The sequence below is a fragment of the Nitratireductor kimnyeongensis genome (assembly GCF_019891395.1).
GTDB classification, from domain to species: Bacteria; Pseudomonadota; Alphaproteobacteria; order Rhizobiales; family Rhizobiaceae; genus Nitratireductor; species Nitratireductor kimnyeongensis.
This window is the reverse complement of sequence record NZ_CP078143.1, coordinates 3,664,550-3,680,466: the sequence shown is the minus strand read 5'-3', so window position 1 is coordinate 3,680,466 and position 15,917 is coordinate 3,664,550. Positions and strand designations below refer to the sequence as shown.

Genomic DNA, 15,917 nt, shown 5'->3' with positions numbered 1-15,917 from the left:
GTGGCGGATCGTGGCTATCGCACGATGAATGCGTCGTCCGCCCCACTTGCCCAGGCTGCCTGCAGAAGCGTGTCCACAAGCGACTGCGTGCTGGGCGTCACCTTCAAAGCGTAATGAACGGCGCCCGATTCATCGTATACGGTTTCAATCTGCGGCTCGCCATAGGTTGCCAGTTCCCGCGCCCGCACCTCTGCTTGCGAACGCTCCGTCCAAACACCCACGCTCACAAATGTGCCGGTATCCCTTGGGGTATCAGGCCGAAACGTGTCGTTTTTCTGCTGCCACCAGCGTGAAACATCTTGTGATCGCAGCGCATTGTTGGCGCTCAGTACGCTGTCAAAGGCGCCCGCCGCAGCATTGATGCGCTGGTCTGCATAGGAAAGTGCCGCCATATTCTGCGGAACAGCGTCGAGCGGTGCCGTACGCGGACGATCAGGCACGATCGGTCCCGAACTCGGCAATTCAAACGCTGACGATGCCGCAATCGGCGTGGGTGGTGTCAGGCCGGGCTGGCTGGCGAAGGCATCGGCCGCCTTTACGCCAGGGAGCATGGCTGTCGGTGTCGGGCCATTCATGGCCACCATCACACCGGTGGCCTGCCCGTCGGAAGGATCAGGCGCTACACCGCTTGGTCTGTAAGAGGCCAGCAGATATTCGTCATCACGGCCTTCCAGCGGGGCGGGCCCCACATATTCGACCTTCACCTGAGCCACGCCGGCGCTCTGGTAGTCGAGAAGTTGCGCGGCACGTTTCGACAGATCGATGATCCGGTTGTGTGCGAAAGGTCCACGGTCGTTCACACGCACGAGGACCGAGCTGCCATTGTTCATGTTGGTCACACGCGCATAACTCGGCAACGGCATCGTCGGATGCGCGGCCGTCAGATGCGTCATGTCGTAGATTTCGCCATTGGCTGTGAGTCGGCCATGAAACGCGTCGCCATACCAGGAAGCTGCACCGACCTTCTCGTAGTCGGGATCTTCCTTGGGATGATACCACCTTCCCTTGATTTGATAGGGTTTTCCGACCTGATACCGTCCCCCGCCCCGGCGGAGGTTGGAGGATTTTGTGGAAATACGCGGGCTTGCTTTCACGCCGTATTCGGATTCGGCGAAATATTCCTTGGATTTGCTTTTGCTGACCGCAACCTTCGGCGTCGTCGAGTTGCATGCGGTCAACAATGCTGCGCAGGCAGCAATGGCAATTCCGCAAGATAAGCGTCGGCCTGATAAACGGCGAGCGGCAGTCGGAAAACTCATGCGCCCGCATCTCCCCCAGGCATCGAAATCGCGTTCATGATCGCGAGATATCCCCACTCATCAAATACCACCGGAATCAAGGCGTTCCAGTCTTCAACAGTACAGGATGCCCTCCGCACCCTGACCCGAAATATCTTAGCAAGCTGTTAATCATTTGTGGCAGCAAAGGGGCAACTCGCCAAAATTGTGGTCTGGATCGGTATTTCAGGGGCAAGGATTACTTTGGCAGCGCCCGATATGCAATTCGCGGGGAATGTAGATCTCGCACGCCCGGTGTTTCGCAAATCACTCCCGCATGAGGCCACCTCGCCCTGCGAGAAGCTCGTCAGGTCAGCTCCTCGCGCGGCATCAAGGATCAAGTTATCAAGCGATAACAATAGCTTTTTGGTGGTTTCTAACGAATAAATTGATCGACGAAGTCGCGGCCCAATCCTACCTTTTCATAGTGGTTGCGGCACATCTCGATCTTGGTGAAGACGTCCTCGAAGCCTTCATGTTTGCCCCATGGATCGACGTAATACATCACCCCATTCACCTGAAACAGCGTGATCATTTCCTCGACGTCCTCGGGCACCACAAGGGTGTGGGTTTCACCCGGCGGCTCATAGACATAGCCCCCCTCTTCGGCCACCCAGTCATGCTCGAGATAATGCCATCGCCCCTTGATCACATAGCCATGAACGGGATTCGGGTGGCGATGGCGGGCCAGAACTCCCGCCTTTCGCACCTTCAGAAGGTTCACCCAGTAACCCTGCGAGGCATTAAGGCAGAGCGGTCGAAACCAGACCTGCTCGGCCTGCGGAACCCACACCCGGTCATCCTCAGGGATAACGCTGGAAACAACGATGTCACTGCTCGCCTCTGGCGGCATTGGCAGTTGGTAAGGCATTCTCTTTTCGTCTTCGCTCTGGGCCATCTCTGTTTCTTCCTCGCTTACATCACGCCAAAGGTTTCGAACGCCTCGACGGCGGGCATGCCTGCGCGGATCGCGTCGCCGACCCGGTTTTCCGTTTCCGCCTTCTCCAGCGAACGGCGCACCACTTCCTCTTCGGCGTCGGGCGGGATGATGAGCACGCCCTCGCGGTCACCGAAGACGAGTGCGCCGGGCTCGACCTTGATGCCTTCTATCTGAACCGGAGAACGGAAATCGATGACCTTGCCGCGCGGTCCCTGATCCTGCGCATAGACACCACGACAGAAGGTCGGGAAGCCGAGTGTTTCGATGCCATCGGCATCCCGCACATAACCATCGAGCACGGCGCCGGCCGCTTTCAGGAAGCCTGCCCGTGTCGCCATGAGCTCGCCCCACAGCGCATAGCGCAGCGACGCGCCGGTGGCGACGTACACCTCTCCTGGTTTGAGATCGTCCAGTGCCTCGAGCATGAGCCCGAAGGGCTTGTGCGCGAGCGGACCGCGCGCCTCGTCTCCCCCTTTGCCGAACACATCGGCTTCGAGAACCGGCATGGCGCGGCCAACCAGCACCATCTTCTGTTTCAATGGTGCGATGCCGGCCGGCAGAAACTGATTCTGCAGGCCCATCTCGTCAAGAATGTCGCCGAGCACGGCGGTGAACAGCCGCTCACGCATCAGCGCGAACATTTCCGTGTCGGTGGCATAAGGTTTGTTCATCAGGAGATCCTTCTTCAAGAGGCTGAATAACCGCCATCGACGGGCAGGATGACGCCGGTGACGAAGGCAGCTTCGGGAGATGCGAGAAAACGAGCGGGGCCAGCAAGATCTGCCGGCCTGCCCCAACGTTTCATGGGTGTGCGCGACAAGATGTGTTCGCTGCGCGCAGTGTCTTCAGTCAGCGCCCGTGTCAGGTCGGTGACGATCCAGCCCGGGGCGATCGCGTTGACACGGATGCCATCGGCAGCCCAGGCAATGGCCAGCGACTTGGTGAGCTGTGCCACACCCCCTTTGGAAGCGGCATAGGCCGGTGAGGTGGCGCTGCCGAAGTAGGTGAGCATGGATGCGGTGTTGATGATGCAGCCACCGGCGGCCTGGAGCGCAATATGGGCAGCCTCGCAGCAGCGCTGCGTTCCGTTGAGGTTGATATCCAGCACCTCTGCGAAATCCTGATGGCGAAACTCCGCTCCGTTGCGCCGGATCACCCCTGCGCAATTGACAAGCACGTCGATACGATTGAAACCGGCGAAGAACGTGGCCACGGCATCGGCATCCTGCACATCTAGCACCGCGCTCTCCACGTTCTCCGGCAGGTCGGCGATGAAGCCTTCTTCGTGCCCGGTTGCCACAACGCGTGTGCCGTCCTCGCCCGCAAATCCCGTGGCGATGGCGCGGCCAATGCCGCTCGATCCACCGACCACGACAATCGTTCTCGTCATGTATTCACTCTCCAATTGTTTCTGCACGGCGCGACCTGGTTGCCCTGTAGAGCGATATCCCGATCAGCAGCACCCAGATCACCAGTGTCAGCACGCCGAGCGTTCCGCCGATGGGACGCGCGAAAAACTCGGTCAGTTGCCCGTCCGCCTTGATGATCGATTTCATGAAATTTTCTTCGACCAGTTGTCCGAGGATCAGAGCCAGGATCATGGGCGCCAACGGAAAATCATTCTCTTCAAGGATAAAGGCGATGAGACCGACAACCAGCATGACCCAGACATCGAACAGCGTGTTGTTGGCGGCAAAGGCTCCGATAACGCAAAACAGAAGGATGATCGGAAAGAGAATGTCCTGCGGGATGCTGAGGAGGCGGCGCGAGCCGTAAACAGCCGCCAGCCCCAAGGGCAGCATCAAAAGGTTCGCTATAATGAAAACCGCGAAAATGGCATTGACCAGCCCGGTGTCCATTACGAAAACCATCGGTCCGGGCGTGATACCCTTCATCAGGAGAACGCCGATCAGAATTGCCGTGATCGTGTCACCGGGAATGCCGAAGACAAGGCTCGGCACATAAGCTCCAGACAGTGCCGCATTGTTGGCGCTGGATGCACTGACGATGCCCTCGGGGTAGCCGGTGCCGAACTTTTCAGGCGTCCGGGAGAACTTTTTGGAGAGCGCGTAGGCAATCCACGCGGCGATGTCGGCGCCCGCCCCCGGCAGGGCGCCGATGACGCTGCCGAGCAGAGAGGAACGCGCAACCCCGCCCTTGAAACGCCAGATTGTGCTTCCGACACCCGATATCATGGCGCCGAGCCGCACCGGTGGCGGCGCAGGCAACCGCGAGGGGCGTGCGACCTTGCGCAGGATCTCGGTAATGGCGAACATGCCGATCAAAACCGGGATTATGGACACGCCCCCGATCAGTTCGGTATCGCCGAACGTGAAGCGCTTCACCCCCATCACCACATCGATGCCGATCGTGGACAGCATCAGGCCGAGGCACAACGAGAGAACACCTTTGACCGGTGAACTGCTGGAAACGAAGATCGCGCAGGACAGTCCAAGCAGCGCCAACCAGAAATACTCGTAACTCGAAAACCCCAGAGAGACCGCTGCAATTTGAGGAGCGGCGAGAATAAGGACTGCAACACCGACAAGGCCGCCAATGGTAGAGCACAGCATGTTGACGCCCAGCGCCAACTCCACCTGCCCTTTCTCGCGCATGCGATAGGATTCGTCCGTATAGGCGGCCGACGCAGGTGTACCGGGTATGCGCAGAAGCGCGCCGGGAATATCGCCAGCGAAGATCGCCATGGTGGTGGACGCGACAATAGCGCCGATGGCAGGGATAGGATCCAGAAAAAAGGTGATCGGGACCAGCAGCGCGGTGCCCATGGTGGCGGTGAGCCCGGGGATAGAGCCGATCATCAGCCCGTAGGCGGAGGCGGCCACAATAATAAGGAAGACCTGCGGCTGCAGGACCTCACCAAAGGCTGTCAGAACCGCATCCATCAGTAGATCACCTCTGTCAGAAGACCGAGCGGCAGCGGCACGCGCAGGATATAGGCAAACAGTAGCCACAGAGCGGCGGTGCCCAGCACTGCGATGGTGGCCGCACGCACCGGCCTGCCCGTGGTCACGGTCAGGAATGCTCCGAGCAACACCGGCACCAGAATCGGGAACCCGATCGGCTTGCTGAGATAGATATAGGCGATCACGAAGCCCGGCACCCAGACCATCCGATGAAGCGTGGCCGAACCCCGCATCCAGTCCGCAACGACAAGGAGTGGCGCACGGCTGCGCGCGCCACTCCAGATCAGTGAGAGGCCTCCCACCAGCATCACAGCCGCAATGATGGTGGGAAACGTGCCGGGCCCATAGGGCTGGTCCGGCAGAGTGGGGAAACCGCGAGCGGCAAACAGGATGAGTGCCGACAGGAGGACGAAGACGCATCCCGTGACGGCGTCGTTCATACGCATGATCTAGGCCTCCCCACGCAAAACTACTGTTTCAAGCCAAGCTTCTCGATGACTTCGGCATTGCTCTTGGACGCATTTTCCATGAACGTGCCAAACTCACCTGCAGGGAGCCAACGCACGCCGAAACCGCGGCTGCTCATGAACTCCTGAAACTCTGCGCTCTGATACACCTTGTCGAGCGCAGCTTCGACTTTGTCGGCGACCGCTGCGTCCAGACCCTTTGGCCCGACAACGCCGCGCCAGGTGCCACCGACCGAGGCGGTGCCCACGGCCTCCTTGGCGGTCGGTACATCGGGATAGGATGCAAGGCGCTCTTCCGCCAGGACGGCAAGCGTCTTCACCAGACCGGCATCGCGCATGGATGCGGCTTCCGGCAGGGAGGAAGGAACGACAGCCACGCCTCCCGAAACCAGTTCCTGAAAGCCGGGAGCGGCGCCCTGACTGGGCACAACGGTCAATGCGGTGGGGTCGACGCCATTGTCATTCAGGAAAGCGGCGAATGCCAGATGGTATGCAGCGCCAACCGGAAAACCGGAAGCTTTGAACTTACCAGGATTGGCTTTTATGGCCTCGAGCGCCTGGCCTGCGTCTTCCCACTCGCTGTCGGTGCGCACGTTGAATGCTGACGCGTCGAAATTCACCAATGCAATCGGTGTCACATCGGCAGGGGATGCTTCGGACGTGCCGATCGCGGCATAGGTGGTCAGCTCCGCAGTCGCGAGCCCAAGCGTGTAGCCGTCCGGGTCGGCATCGATCATCGCCGTGTGTCCGACGATACCGCCCGCCCCTGTTCGATTGACCACATTGACCGGTGTACCGAGTTCATCCTGCAAGCCTTTGGCGAGCATTCGCCCTACAGCATCGGTGCCGCCGCCGGCCGACCAAGGCACGATCAGCGTGATGGGACGCTCTGGATATTCTGCAAATGCGGGGCCGGCGAAGGCCACGGTCGCTGCAAGCAGCGTCGTCAAAGTTACGTATTTCATTGCTTCTCCTCCGTTAATGGCATTCCTCAATGCCGATTGCTGGTTCGCGTTGAACCGAAAAGCTCCTTCGTGTCGGACAAGCTCTGCTCGAGAAGCCGCTCCATCGCGCCACGGGCCTGATCTGGATCGTGTGCTGCAATGGCCTCGTAGACCTGCCGATGGTTTTTCAGATTGCCCTCGAAATTGCCCGGGTGTTCGATAAGCGCCTCGAAATTGGCGCGCACCGCGTGGATGATCGAGCGGATGATGGACTGGATAAATCGGTTGTTCGCTGCATCCGCCACAGAGAGGTGGAAGGCGACGTCGACCCTGACCTGTTCCGCGGTGCTGCCGCTGCCGCGCTGCTCCTCCATTTCTCGATAGGCTGCAGCGATGGCCTCGACCTGGTGTGGAGCGGCTGAACGGGCGGCCTCGAACGCTGCGGCCGGTTCGATCGTCTGGCGCGTCTGGACCAGTTCCTCCATGAATGCGGAATCGGCGCGAAACAAGGCGCCGAACCAGTCGATCACATCGGGATCAAGCACATTCCATTCCGCCCGCGGCAGAACCACGGTGCCTCGGCGCGGCGCGATGACCACCATCGATTTGGCCGCAAGCAGCTTCATCGCCTCTCGAAGCGTATTTCGAGAGACTGCAAAGCGCGATGCGAGTTCAGCTTCCAGAGGCAGACGTTCGCCCTCGGAAAACTCTCCCTCCACAATTGCCTGGCCGATGGCTTCTGCCGTGATGAAGGCTCCCGACCTCCATTGCGACCCAACGCGCGACGTCATGACTCCTCCCTGTCGTCATTGGTAGGATCAATGAGCCCTGAATTTCAAATTCTGTCAAGACCCTGTCCTGGCCAGCCGGGCATGCTGACGGATTTCTTTCGGCAGAATGCTGACGACAAGCAGTGTTAGAGCGGGTGGAAAGTTTGGGAGTTTCGCGGGGATGACCGTGCGCCCCTGACCAGAATTGGGGCCCAATGGGCAGCTTTGGCGCGATTTTGGCAGCCTGCAAATAGGGCGCGCACAGACTAAAAAAACGGGCGGTGAGAAGCCACCACCCATTTTCTGCACGATACATCCTTCATGCAATGGAGACTTAGCTAAGCCACCCTGCAGGAGTGCTGATTGCAGGCCATAAAAGGCCAGGATGCTCAAAAGAGGTCCGCAATCAGCCGTTCAGCCAACGTTTCAAATTCGCAGCCACGAAAGCATCATCGTTGAGTTCGGGGTAATCGCGGCAGATGCGGTCGAGTTCCTCCATTTGCCCAGGCCCCATGGTTTCGTTCGGATTGAGGCACCAGGTTCCTTCGAGCAGCCCCTGCCGACGCAGAACTTCGTGCAGACAGGCGATGCAACCTGCAAAATCATTTGCCACATCGAACAGAACGCCGTTGGCGTCGGTGGTGCGGGCATCGAGTTCCAGCCACTCGCTGGCGTTCCTGCTTTCGGGACGCTCATGGATCTCCTCGATCAGCTCCACGGCCCTGCGTGTCCAGACCGACCAGTGCCCCAGAAGCCCACCCTTGATCCGCACGCTAACCGGTGCACCGTCGCGCTTGAATGTGAACTTCGTCATCAGGTCGGAGACGATGTGATCGTCATTACCGGTGTAGAGCGTAATACGATCTTCCGCCCGGGCGTCGATCACCGCGCGCACCACGTCAAGAGTTCGGTAGCGGTTGAACGGCGCCATCTTGATCGCCACCACATTTTCAATCTCGGCAAAGCGTCGCCAGAATGCATAGGGCAGAGCCTGTCCGCCAACAGCGGTTTGCAGATAGAAACCCACCACCGGAATAACATCGGCGACGGCGCGGCAATGGTCGATCAGGTCGTCGACGCTCGCCTCTTTCATTGCCGCCAGGCTGAGAAGCACGGCGTGGTAACCCATGGATCGCGCAAGCTCGGCCTCGCGCACGGCCTGATCTGTCCGACCGACTGCGCCAGCCACCATGAAAGGCGAGCTCGCATGCGCGCTCGCCTCTTCGACGGCAAGCGAAAGCACTGGCTCCAGAAGGCCATGATCGCGGATCTCGAACTGCGTGGTGTGAACGGCAACGGCGAGACCGATGCAGCCCGCATCGAGATAGTAACGCGACAGGGCGCGCTGGCGGCGTTCATCGAGCCTGCGGTTGGCATCGAGCGCCAAAGGGTGGGCCGGGATCACGCCTCCCTTGCGCAGGGCGGCAAGGGGCGTTGCGGGAAGATCACTTATTTTCATGGTGAAGCTTTCGTCGTCAGGCCTTCGGGGTGGAAGGCAGGTCCTGTCCGTCGGCGTCCGGGCGGAGATAGCCCAGAATGACCTCGATCACGTGCTCGCGGCGCTGCGCAAGCACCTCGGGTGTCTTTGGCAGCCCGAAGATCGCTGACAATGTGGACCGGTTGGCAATGAAGAAGTAGCAGATGCTTGCGATTGATATGTAGAGCTGTACGGGATCGACCCCGGAGCGGAACTTTTCTTCCTCCTGTCCTCGTTCCAGGATCGTATCGATCATCGCGACGAGCGGGCTGTTCAGGTCACGCGCCTTGGCCGAGTGCGCCACATGCACGCCTCCGTGCATGTTCTCGTCGTTGATGAGCGATATGAATTCCGGATGCGCGCTCACATAGTCGAAAGAGAATCCGATGAGTTCCCGCATGGCCGCCACAGGTTCGCGGTGGGCCAGATCCAGTTGCCGCTCAGCCGTACGAATGGCCTCGTAGTTCCTCTCCAGAACCGTGCTGAACAGGGCCTCCTTGTTCCCGAAATAGTGGTAGATCAAAGCCTTGTTGCAGCGGGCGCGTTTGGCGATCGCGTCGATGCGCGTTCCCTTGAGACCCTTCTTCGCAAACTCTTTTGAGGCCGCGTTCAGAATCCGGGCGCGTGTTGCCGCTGCATCGCGCGTCGCCTTCTGCCCCTTCTTTGAAGCGTCTTTCCTGCCTGCCTCAACGCCGGCCGATGGCCGATCAGTATTTTCCATCGCGAACCTCGAAATGGGTCGGTTTGCCAAGTGAGCGACCGCCCTCTTTCATCCATTTTGCCGTCCACTCTACCAGCCGCGGCAGCGGCACTGAGGGATAACCGAAGAGTTTTTGCTGCAGACTGGTGTCCACGATCCATGCCCGCTCCTGTTCGGAGCCTTCGAGAACTGGCTCCTTATCGAGGAATTCGCCGAACTTCCGCGCAAGGTTGCGCACATTCACCAGTTCAGGGCCGGAAAGATTGAGCACGAAAGGCGGGTTATCCGCATGCGCCAGAGACTGCAACGCAATGTCATTCGCATCCCCCTGCCAGATGACATTGCAATGGCCGCTGTCGATCTGCACGGGCTCGCCCTGCTGGACCGCGCTTGCAACGTCATGCAAGACGCCATAGCGCAGATCGATTGCGTAGGAGAGACGGATGAGCGCCACGCGCGTGCCATGCACGCTTGCGAAATGCTCGAACATGCGCTCGCGTCCCACGCAGGAATTGGCATATTCGCCTGGAGGATCGAGCACCACATCCTCACGTGCCCCCTGCTCGGTGATGTTGACGAACGGATAAACGCAGGCCGTCGAGAAGGCGACGATGCGCGACGCCTTGAACGCCTCGGCGACAATTGCGGGCACATGAACATTCATGGCCCAGGTCAGCCCCTGATTGCCGCTGGACCCGAATTTGCGACCCGCCATGAAAATCACGTTTTCGGTTTTCTCCAGGCCCTCCACCGCTTCGCGATCGAGAAGATCGCAGGAAACGGTTTCGATGCCCCAGCCTTCCAGCTTTTCCTTGAGCCCCGGTTCCGAGAATCTTGCGACGCCGATAACCCTCTTGTGAGGCGCGGCACGCTTGGCCATACGCGCCAGCGTCGGGCCCATCTTGCCACCTACGCCCAGGATCGTGATGTCACCATCGAGCTGGGAGAGAACGGATACAAGACGCTCGCTAGGCCGCGACAGCATGTCTTCGAGCTGGGCTTCATCCAGTATGGCGTCTGGCAGTGATCGGGTCATGGTCTCATTCTCCTGTGCCGGCATGTCCGGCATCGCTTTTGTTGAGGCTATCGAAAGTCCAGTCGGCAGCGCGGGTGCGCTGGCTGAGATTCGGAAGGCAGGCAAATCCCATGCCGGGGACCTGCAATGAGGCGATGTCGAGGGTGCCGCCATTGATGGCGGTGACAATGGAAGCCCCCTCGCGTCGATAGAGGTCGGGATGGGCAGCCAGCGCTGCTTCCGCCTCGCTGGCGGGCAGATGCTCCAGGCCTCGGAAATAATGGTGGCCATTGCGCTCCACATGAGTGATCCCAAGCGCAGCCACGACAGCAAGATCGGCCTGCAGGGAAACCACCGGCAGGCAGGTCAGATCTTCTGCCGACTGGAAGTAGGTGCCCTGCCCTGCCACGCGATTGCGCTCGGCCGCGATCATCGCGTTTAACAAGGACCGTATTACGCCCTTGCAATTCTTGTGGCTCACGCCGTGATAGCCAAGCGCGATCGCCTCATGAAAGGCGCGCGTCCAGCCATCGGCTTCATCGATCAGGAGCGGTTTTCCGATTGTCTTGAGGGCGTGAGGATCGAGAGGGGCCGAAAGCGCGACCGAGCGTTCCAAAGGCTGCTCGACAAAAAGAATCGATTGATAGAAATGCCCAAGCGCCGGATTGCGGCGGATGGCGTCCATCAGCGCCGCGAAATCCTCAAGCCGGCTATATTGTTCATTGCCGTCGAGCGTCAATGCGAATGTCCTGCCGGTTCGTTCCATCACCGATGCAATGCGCTCAAGCCGCGCCATATCCGAGGCCGGGTCGCCCGCAATCTTGATCTTGAGATAGCTGAGATCATCCTGTTCGATGTAATCGGCGAGCGTTTCAGGCAGTCCATCATCAAGCCGATCCGCCGAAGCGATATCTTGCGCCTCGATCGGGTCGACCAGACCAACCGTGTGGCGTAACGCGATGCGCTCCAGCGGCTTTTCGGAAAGGATTGACGCTGGCAGCAGACCCGCAAGCTCGGGGAAGACCGCGCCGCCCTCAATACCAAAAGCATTGTTGCGCACCATGTCGAAAAAGCTCTGACCGGTCGCCCGTCCCAGCGCATCGATCACGGCGCGCTCCACCATGGAAACACCGAAGGACGCGCCGAGCCGGTTGAAACCGGCGGCAACCGCCCGCCGATCAACCTCTTCGTCGAGCTGCCGCCACAACGAGAAGACAGAACCCTCCGACAGGGCACTCGCAACGGTCAGCGCCTCCTCGATCACCCAGAGCAGGTCTGCGACATTGTCGGCCGGTGTCTTTTCCGGCCGCTTGTCGAACCATTTGTAGGCGAGAAGATCAGAGGCGTAGCCGAGAACAGGCTGACCATTGACGAAAACCTCAAGCTCCAATGTGGCGCTGGCTGCAGCTTCCATCGTTACGACACCGAAGCGGAACGGCATGCGCGCAAATGCATTGGCAATGCCGATGCGGCCACCGATGATCTTGAGTCTGGCCGTGCTCATGAGCGTTCCTTCCGCATTTCAAAAAGTCCCCGGACATACCCCGCGGCAAAGGCAGCCGCCGTTGGCCCATCGGGGTGGTAGTCAAATGGCTCCACGGCGATCACGCCGTCATAGTCATGCCGGACGAGGCAATCGATGATTGGTGCAAACCGGTCATCACCGAGCCCCGGCCCACGCTTCGAGCGGTCGTTGAAATGAATGTGGCGTACATGGCCGCCGGGCAGAAATCGGTCCAGAACCGCTTCTGCTGGCTCGGCTTCGCCGCCCACCGCCGCATAGGTGTCGAGCATGGTCGCAAAGCCGGGCGATCCAATGGTTTCGACCAGCTTCACCGCGTCGGCAACCGTATTGACGAAATCGTCCATGGAGGGTGCCAATGGTTCGATGCAATACAGAACGCCGGCTTGTGCCGCCGCCTCTCCTGCGGCAGCGAGATGCGCCGTGGCGATCTCGCGCGCTCGCTCCGGCGAAGCAGCGTCCTGGAGTTGGCGCTGCCCGGGCGAACCATGGATGAGGACACGTCCACCAAGATCGGAGCACAGTTCGATCATGGCCAGCATGTGATCGCGCGTGCGGGCCGCCACAGCGGGGTCGTCGCTTGTCAAGGAGAGCCCTTTCGGCGCTGTCAAAAGCCAATGCAGACCCGTGACCTCAAGCCCGTGATCGACGGCTATTGTGCGCAGACGCCGGCGCTCGGCAGCGGAAATGGAGGCAGGCTCGTCCGACAGGGTGAAGGGCGCGATCTCGAGCCCGTCATACCGCAGAGCGGCAGCCAGCCGGCACTGAACCTCGAAGGAAAGATCACGCAATACTTCGTTGCAGAGAGAAAGCTTCATTGCGTCACCCCGGCAACCGAACGAGAAAGAGATCGGTGAACACGAAATCGATCGCGTAAGCCGCGCTGCAGGCAAGCAAAAGCCCGCCTATCAAAAGTTTCCAGGCTGGCAGGCGTCGTTCGGTATCGATCAGCTCTGCCCCGACAGTAAACACAAAAACGAAAAGCGCGGTGGCGTGGAAGAAGGGCATGCGGCCGAACAGAAGCGTGCCATACAAAAGCACCATCACGATGGTGAAGAGCGTCCGGATTGCACTGGCGCGGGTCCATTGCGTGATGCTGGGTCGCGCACTTTCGGACAAAACCCTGCCCGACATGCCGCGCAGCACAAGCACGACACCCAGCACGCATAAAATCGCGCTCAGAAGACCCGGCGTGAGACCTGGCACGGTGAAGGGATCCGCACCACGCGCCTCGAAACGCGGCATCCGCAGAGCTTCGACCAGTCCCGCCGCGCCCAACGCCGCCACAACGAGGCCGGAAAGGAAATCGGTCCTGTTCATGGTACGCATCATCACGTTCCCTTCTCTAGTGCGATCTGCGGAAGCGGCTTTTGCAGAAGCGCCTGGTCGATGGCTTCGAGAAGCGATGCCATCTCCAAAGCCCCCTCATCGGCGCTGCACAGGGTCGGCCCGCCGCTTTCGATCGCGGATACGAACTGATCGAAGCTCTTCGCCAGAAGAGATAGGGGAGTGACCCCGATCACCTGTTCGGTCGTCATCGCGCCGGGAACCACATTCCAGCCGCCCGATTTGGGCATATAGGAGACCTGCGCCTGCATCAGCGTGTTGCGATTGAAATCGATGACGATGTTGCCGGCATCGCCAATCAGCCGCAGCCGCTTTGTGGTCACCGCTCCCGGCATGAAACCGTCTTCCACCTCACCGCAGGCAAGAATGCCGAGCCGCAGATTGCCGCTTATGCCTTCTCCGAAAGTCAGGTCGATGCGGATGTCATCGTTTTTCGGAGCGCCGAGAAGGCTTGATCCACGGGCCGCGACCGACCGCACGGGAACACCGGCCAGATGGCGCATGAGATCGAGGAAGTGCACACCGTCGTTCTCAAGGATGGTGGAATCATCACGCATCCGCTTCCAGCCGGAAAAATGGCCTTCTACCGCAAGCAGGCGACCGATGTCTCCGGATGCAAGAATCCCCCTCGCCTTTTCGACGAGCGGATGACAGCGCAGAACGAAACCGATCTGGACAGCGCAGCCCGAAGTCTCCACCGCAGCCATCAGCCGCCGCCCCTCATCCAGCGATGTCACGGCCGGCTTCTCGATGAAAACGTGTTTGCCGCGCCCAAGAGCTGTCAGCGCGACGGGCAGGTGCAGGCGTGGCGGCGTGACAATGTCAACGAGATCGACACGGTCCAGATAGACGGAGGGATCCTCCGCCACATGCTCGAGGCCGACAGCAAGCGCCCTGTCACGGGCGGCAGGGTCGGGATCGCTGACATAAAGGCACGGAGCAGTCGTGCTCTGCCGCCAGGCAGCTGCATGCTGCGCGCCGAATGCACCGAAACCGCAAAGGAGTACATTTTTCACGCTCATCGCTCACCTCCCATAAAGCGGGTGCGCAAGCTGGCGACGCGGCGACGTACCGGCGGCAGGCTGAAAATGATGATGAGGAAAACCAGTGTCGCGATCACCGCGCTTATCGGGCGCGTCACAAAGGGAATCGGATCGCCTTGCGTCAATGCGAGGCTGCGGCGCAGATTGTTGTCGAGGATCGGACCGAGCACGACACCAAGGATCATGGGAGCGACCGGGAAGCCCGCCTCACGCATCAGGAATCCGATCAGACCGAAGCCGATCATGACCCAGACATCAAAAATGCGGCCGGCGATGGCGAAAGCGCCAACGGTGCACAAGACGAAGATGATGCCCATCAGCCATTCGCGCCGCACCTTCAGGATAAGCAACAGCGGCCGCGTGAGAAGCAGTCCCAATATCAGCATGGCGCAGCTTGCCCAGAACACCATGGCCACGACCGAATAGAAGAAGTCGGCCTGCGTGATCATGATCAGGGGACCGGGCCGGAGACCATGGATGATCATGGCTGCCAGAAGAACTGCCGCCGGCGCGGACCCGGGGATGGCAAGCGTCAGAACCGGGATCAGCGCGCCGGGCACGGCGGCGTTGTTTCCGGTCTCTGCGGCGAGCAGCCCCTCGGTCGATCCCTGCCCATATTCTTCCTTGCGTTTGGACGCACGTTTTGCGGCAGCGTAGGAAACCCAAGCGCCCATATCCTCGCCGACACCTGGAACCACGCCCATGAACGTGCCGATAAAGCCGGACCGCAACCAGGTGCGCGCGTGGCCGAAGGAAGACAGCGCGGAATGGAAAACTCCCGTCACCTTGCCGGCAACGGCGCGGGTGGCTTCCTGCCGCATGACGATGAAGACTTCCGTGCAACCAAATGCGCCGACAAGCACCGGCAAAAGGCCAAACCCGCCTTCAAGGTCCCGAATGCCGTAGGAAAAGCGGGCATAGGCGTGAATGCTCTCCTGTCCGACCATGGCGACAAGCAGACCGAAAAAGCCGGCGATCCAGCCTTTCAGCGCGTCGTCCATGGCCGTGAGCTGGCCACAAAGGACAATGCCGAAGACGGCAAGCCAGAAGAATTCGAAGGAGGTGAAATCAAGCGCGAACTCAGCAAGCCAGGGCGCGACCAGCGCCAGCCCCACCATGCCGACGACCGAGCCCAGAAACGAACCCGTAGTGGCCACCGCCATCGCCTCGCCTGCCCGCCCTTTCCGGGCCAGTGGAAAACCTTCAAGAGCGGAAGCGGCATTGGCCGGCGTCCCGGGGATGTTGAGCAAAATGGCCGTGCGCCCGCCGCCATAGATCGCGCCGATATAAACGCAGATCAGGACGAGAATCGCCGTGTTTTGCTCCATTGTGAAGGTCAGCGTCGTCACCAGCGCGACGCCCAACGTCGCCGTCAGGCCCGGGATCATGCCCACGGTGATGCCGAGGAGCGTGGCCCAGAAAACAACGATGATCTGCGCGGAAAACCCGATCTCGGCGATCGCGCCCAGGAAATGATTTAGTCCGTCCATG

General features: G+C 60.2%; 16 protein-coding genes. All 16 read right to left on the bottom strand.

The features are described 5' to 3' along the window. Positions 1-14 precede the first annotated feature (14 nt). The gene (locus KW403_RS17470) at positions 15-1,259 is read right to left on the bottom strand and encodes a septal ring lytic transglycosylase RlpA family protein (protein WP_223020684.1); all 1,245 of its coding nucleotides are present in this window, start codon (positions 1,257-1,259) and stop codon (positions 15-17) included. A gap of 394 nt (positions 1,260-1,653) precedes the next feature. Beyond that, the gene (locus KW403_RS17465) at positions 1,654-2,175 is read right to left on the bottom strand and encodes a 2,4'-dihydroxyacetophenone dioxygenase family protein (RefSeq protein WP_223020683.1); all 522 of its coding nucleotides are present in this window, start codon (positions 2,173-2,175) and stop codon (positions 1,654-1,656) included. A 17-nt stretch (positions 2,176-2,192) separates the two neighbouring features. Further along, the gene (locus tag KW403_RS17460; protein ID WP_223020682.1) at positions 2,193-2,888 is read right to left on the bottom strand and encodes an RraA family protein; all 696 of its coding nucleotides are present in this window, start codon (positions 2,886-2,888) and stop codon (positions 2,193-2,195) included. 14 nt (positions 2,889-2,902) lie between these two features. Beyond that, positions 2,903-3,607, bottom strand: coding sequence for an SDR family NAD(P)-dependent oxidoreductase (locus KW403_RS17455; protein ID WP_223020681.1), 705 nt, complete (start codon positions 3,605-3,607; stop codon positions 2,903-2,905). A gap of 4 nt (positions 3,608-3,611) precedes the next feature. Beyond that, positions 3,612-5,120 (bottom strand): tripartite tricarboxylate transporter permease, encoded by a 1,509-nt coding sequence (locus tag KW403_RS17450; RefSeq protein WP_223020680.1) that lies wholly within the window; start codon positions 5,118-5,120, stop codon positions 3,612-3,614. Then, positions 5,120-5,587: a tripartite tricarboxylate transporter TctB family protein gene (locus KW403_RS17445; protein WP_223020679.1), complete on the bottom strand. Its 468-nt coding sequence runs from the start codon at positions 5,585-5,587 to the stop codon at positions 5,120-5,122. The genes KW403_RS17450 and KW403_RS17445 overlap by 1 nt, the downstream gene beginning before the upstream one ends. A 23-nt stretch (positions 5,588-5,610) precedes the next feature. After that, on the bottom strand, positions 5,611-6,573 hold the full coding sequence (locus KW403_RS17440) for a Bug family tripartite tricarboxylate transporter substrate binding protein (RefSeq protein WP_223020678.1): 963 nt from the start codon (positions 6,571-6,573) through the stop codon (positions 5,611-5,613). A gap of 26 nt (positions 6,574-6,599) precedes the next feature. Then, complete coding sequence (locus tag KW403_RS17435; RefSeq protein ID WP_223020677.1) at positions 6,600-7,343, bottom strand: FadR/GntR family transcriptional regulator; 744 nt, start codon at positions 7,341-7,343, stop codon at positions 6,600-6,602. Positions 7,344-7,728: 385 nt separating this feature from the next. Beyond that, entirely contained in the window at positions 7,729-8,781 is a 1,053-nt protein-coding gene (locus KW403_RS17430; protein ID WP_223020676.1) for a dihydrodipicolinate synthase family protein, read from the bottom strand. 16 nt (positions 8,782-8,797) lie between these two features. Next, positions 8,798-9,520, bottom strand: a complete 723-nt coding sequence (locus tag KW403_RS17425) for a TetR/AcrR family transcriptional regulator (RefSeq protein WP_223020675.1) — start codon at positions 9,518-9,520, stop codon at positions 8,798-8,800. After that, positions 9,507-10,535: an NAD-dependent epimerase/dehydratase family protein gene (locus KW403_RS17420; RefSeq protein ID WP_223020674.1), complete on the bottom strand. Its 1,029-nt coding sequence runs from the start codon at positions 10,533-10,535 to the stop codon at positions 9,507-9,509. Before KW403_RS17420 ends, KW403_RS17425 begins: the two co-directional genes overlap by 14 nt. A 4-nt stretch (positions 10,536-10,539) precedes the next feature. After that, the gene (locus KW403_RS17415; protein WP_223020673.1) at positions 10,540-12,018 is read right to left on the bottom strand and encodes an enolase-like domain-containing protein; all 1,479 of its coding nucleotides are present in this window, start codon (positions 12,016-12,018) and stop codon (positions 10,540-10,542) included. Beyond that, positions 12,015-12,854: a sugar phosphate isomerase/epimerase family protein gene (locus KW403_RS17410; protein WP_223020672.1), complete on the bottom strand. Its 840-nt coding sequence runs from the start codon at positions 12,852-12,854 to the stop codon at positions 12,015-12,017. The genes KW403_RS17415 and KW403_RS17410 overlap by 4 nt, the downstream gene beginning before the upstream one ends. A 4-nt stretch (positions 12,855-12,858) precedes the next feature. Then, positions 12,859-13,368 (bottom strand): tripartite tricarboxylate transporter TctB family protein, encoded by a 510-nt coding sequence (locus KW403_RS17405; RefSeq protein ID WP_223020671.1) that lies wholly within the window; start codon positions 13,366-13,368, stop codon positions 12,859-12,861. Then, positions 13,368-14,405 carry a Gfo/Idh/MocA family protein gene (locus KW403_RS17400; RefSeq protein ID WP_223020670.1) on the bottom strand — a complete coding sequence of 346 codons (1,038 nt, stop codon included), beginning with the start codon at positions 14,403-14,405 and terminating at the stop codon, positions 13,368-13,370. Before KW403_RS17400 ends, KW403_RS17405 begins: the two co-directional genes overlap by 1 nt. Continuing rightward, a complete protein-coding gene (locus KW403_RS17395) occupies positions 14,402-15,916 on the bottom strand; it encodes a tripartite tricarboxylate transporter permease (RefSeq protein ID WP_223020669.1) in 1,515 nt (504 codons plus the stop codon). Before KW403_RS17395 ends, KW403_RS17400 begins: the two co-directional genes overlap by 4 nt. Position 15,917: the final 1 nt, after the last annotated feature.

Excerpts from the sequence above, each read along its gene's own strand:
- KW403_RS17470 (WP_223020684.1), bottom strand. The coding sequence starts at position 1,259 with ATGAGTTTTCCGACTGCCGCTCGCCGTTTATCAGGCCGACGCTTATCT.
- KW403_RS17465 (WP_223020683.1), bottom strand. The coding sequence starts at position 2,175 with ATGGCCCAGAGCGAAGACGAAAAGAGAATGCCTTACCAACTGCCAATG.
- KW403_RS17460 (WP_223020682.1), bottom strand. The coding sequence starts at position 2,888 with ATGAACAAACCTTATGCCACCGACACGGAAATGTTCGCGCTGATGCGT.
- KW403_RS17455 (WP_223020681.1), bottom strand. The coding sequence starts at position 3,607 with ATGACGAGAACGATTGTCGTGGTCGGTGGATCGAGCGGCATTGGCCGC.
- KW403_RS17450 (WP_223020680.1), bottom strand. The coding sequence starts at position 5,120 with ATGGATGCGGTTCTGACAGCCTTTGGTGAGGTCCTGCAGCCGCAGGTC.
- KW403_RS17445 (WP_223020679.1), bottom strand. The coding sequence starts at position 5,587 with ATGCGTATGAACGACGCCGTCACGGGATGCGTCTTCGTCCTCCTGTCG.
- KW403_RS17440 (WP_223020678.1), bottom strand. The coding sequence starts at position 6,573 with ATGAAATACGTAACTTTGACGACGCTGCTTGCAGCGACCGTGGCCTTC.
- KW403_RS17435 (WP_223020677.1), bottom strand. The coding sequence starts at position 7,343 with ATGACGTCGCGCGTTGGGTCGCAATGGAGGTCGGGAGCCTTCATCACG.
- KW403_RS17430 (WP_223020676.1), bottom strand. The coding sequence starts at position 8,781 with ATGAAAATAAGTGATCTTCCCGCAACGCCCCTTGCCGCCCTGCGCAAG.
- KW403_RS17425 (WP_223020675.1), bottom strand. The coding sequence starts at position 9,520 with ATGGAAAATACTGATCGGCCATCGGCCGGCGTTGAGGCAGGCAGGAAA.
- KW403_RS17420 (WP_223020674.1), bottom strand. The coding sequence starts at position 10,535 with ATGACCCGATCACTGCCAGACGCCATACTGGATGAAGCCCAGCTCGAA.
- KW403_RS17415 (WP_223020673.1), bottom strand. The coding sequence starts at position 12,018 with ATGAGCACGGCCAGACTCAAGATCATCGGTGGCCGCATCGGCATTGCC.
- KW403_RS17410 (WP_223020672.1), bottom strand. The coding sequence starts at position 12,854 with ATGAAGCTTTCTCTCTGCAACGAAGTATTGCGTGATCTTTCCTTCGAG.
- KW403_RS17405 (WP_223020671.1), bottom strand. The coding sequence starts at position 13,368 with ATGATGCGTACCATGAACAGGACCGATTTCCTTTCCGGCCTCGTTGTG.
- KW403_RS17400 (WP_223020670.1), bottom strand. The coding sequence starts at position 14,405 with ATGAGCGTGAAAAATGTACTCCTTTGCGGTTTCGGTGCATTCGGCGCG.
- KW403_RS17395 (WP_223020669.1), bottom strand. The coding sequence starts at position 15,916 with ATGGACGGACTAAATCATTTCCTGGGCGCGATCGCCGAGATCGGGTTT.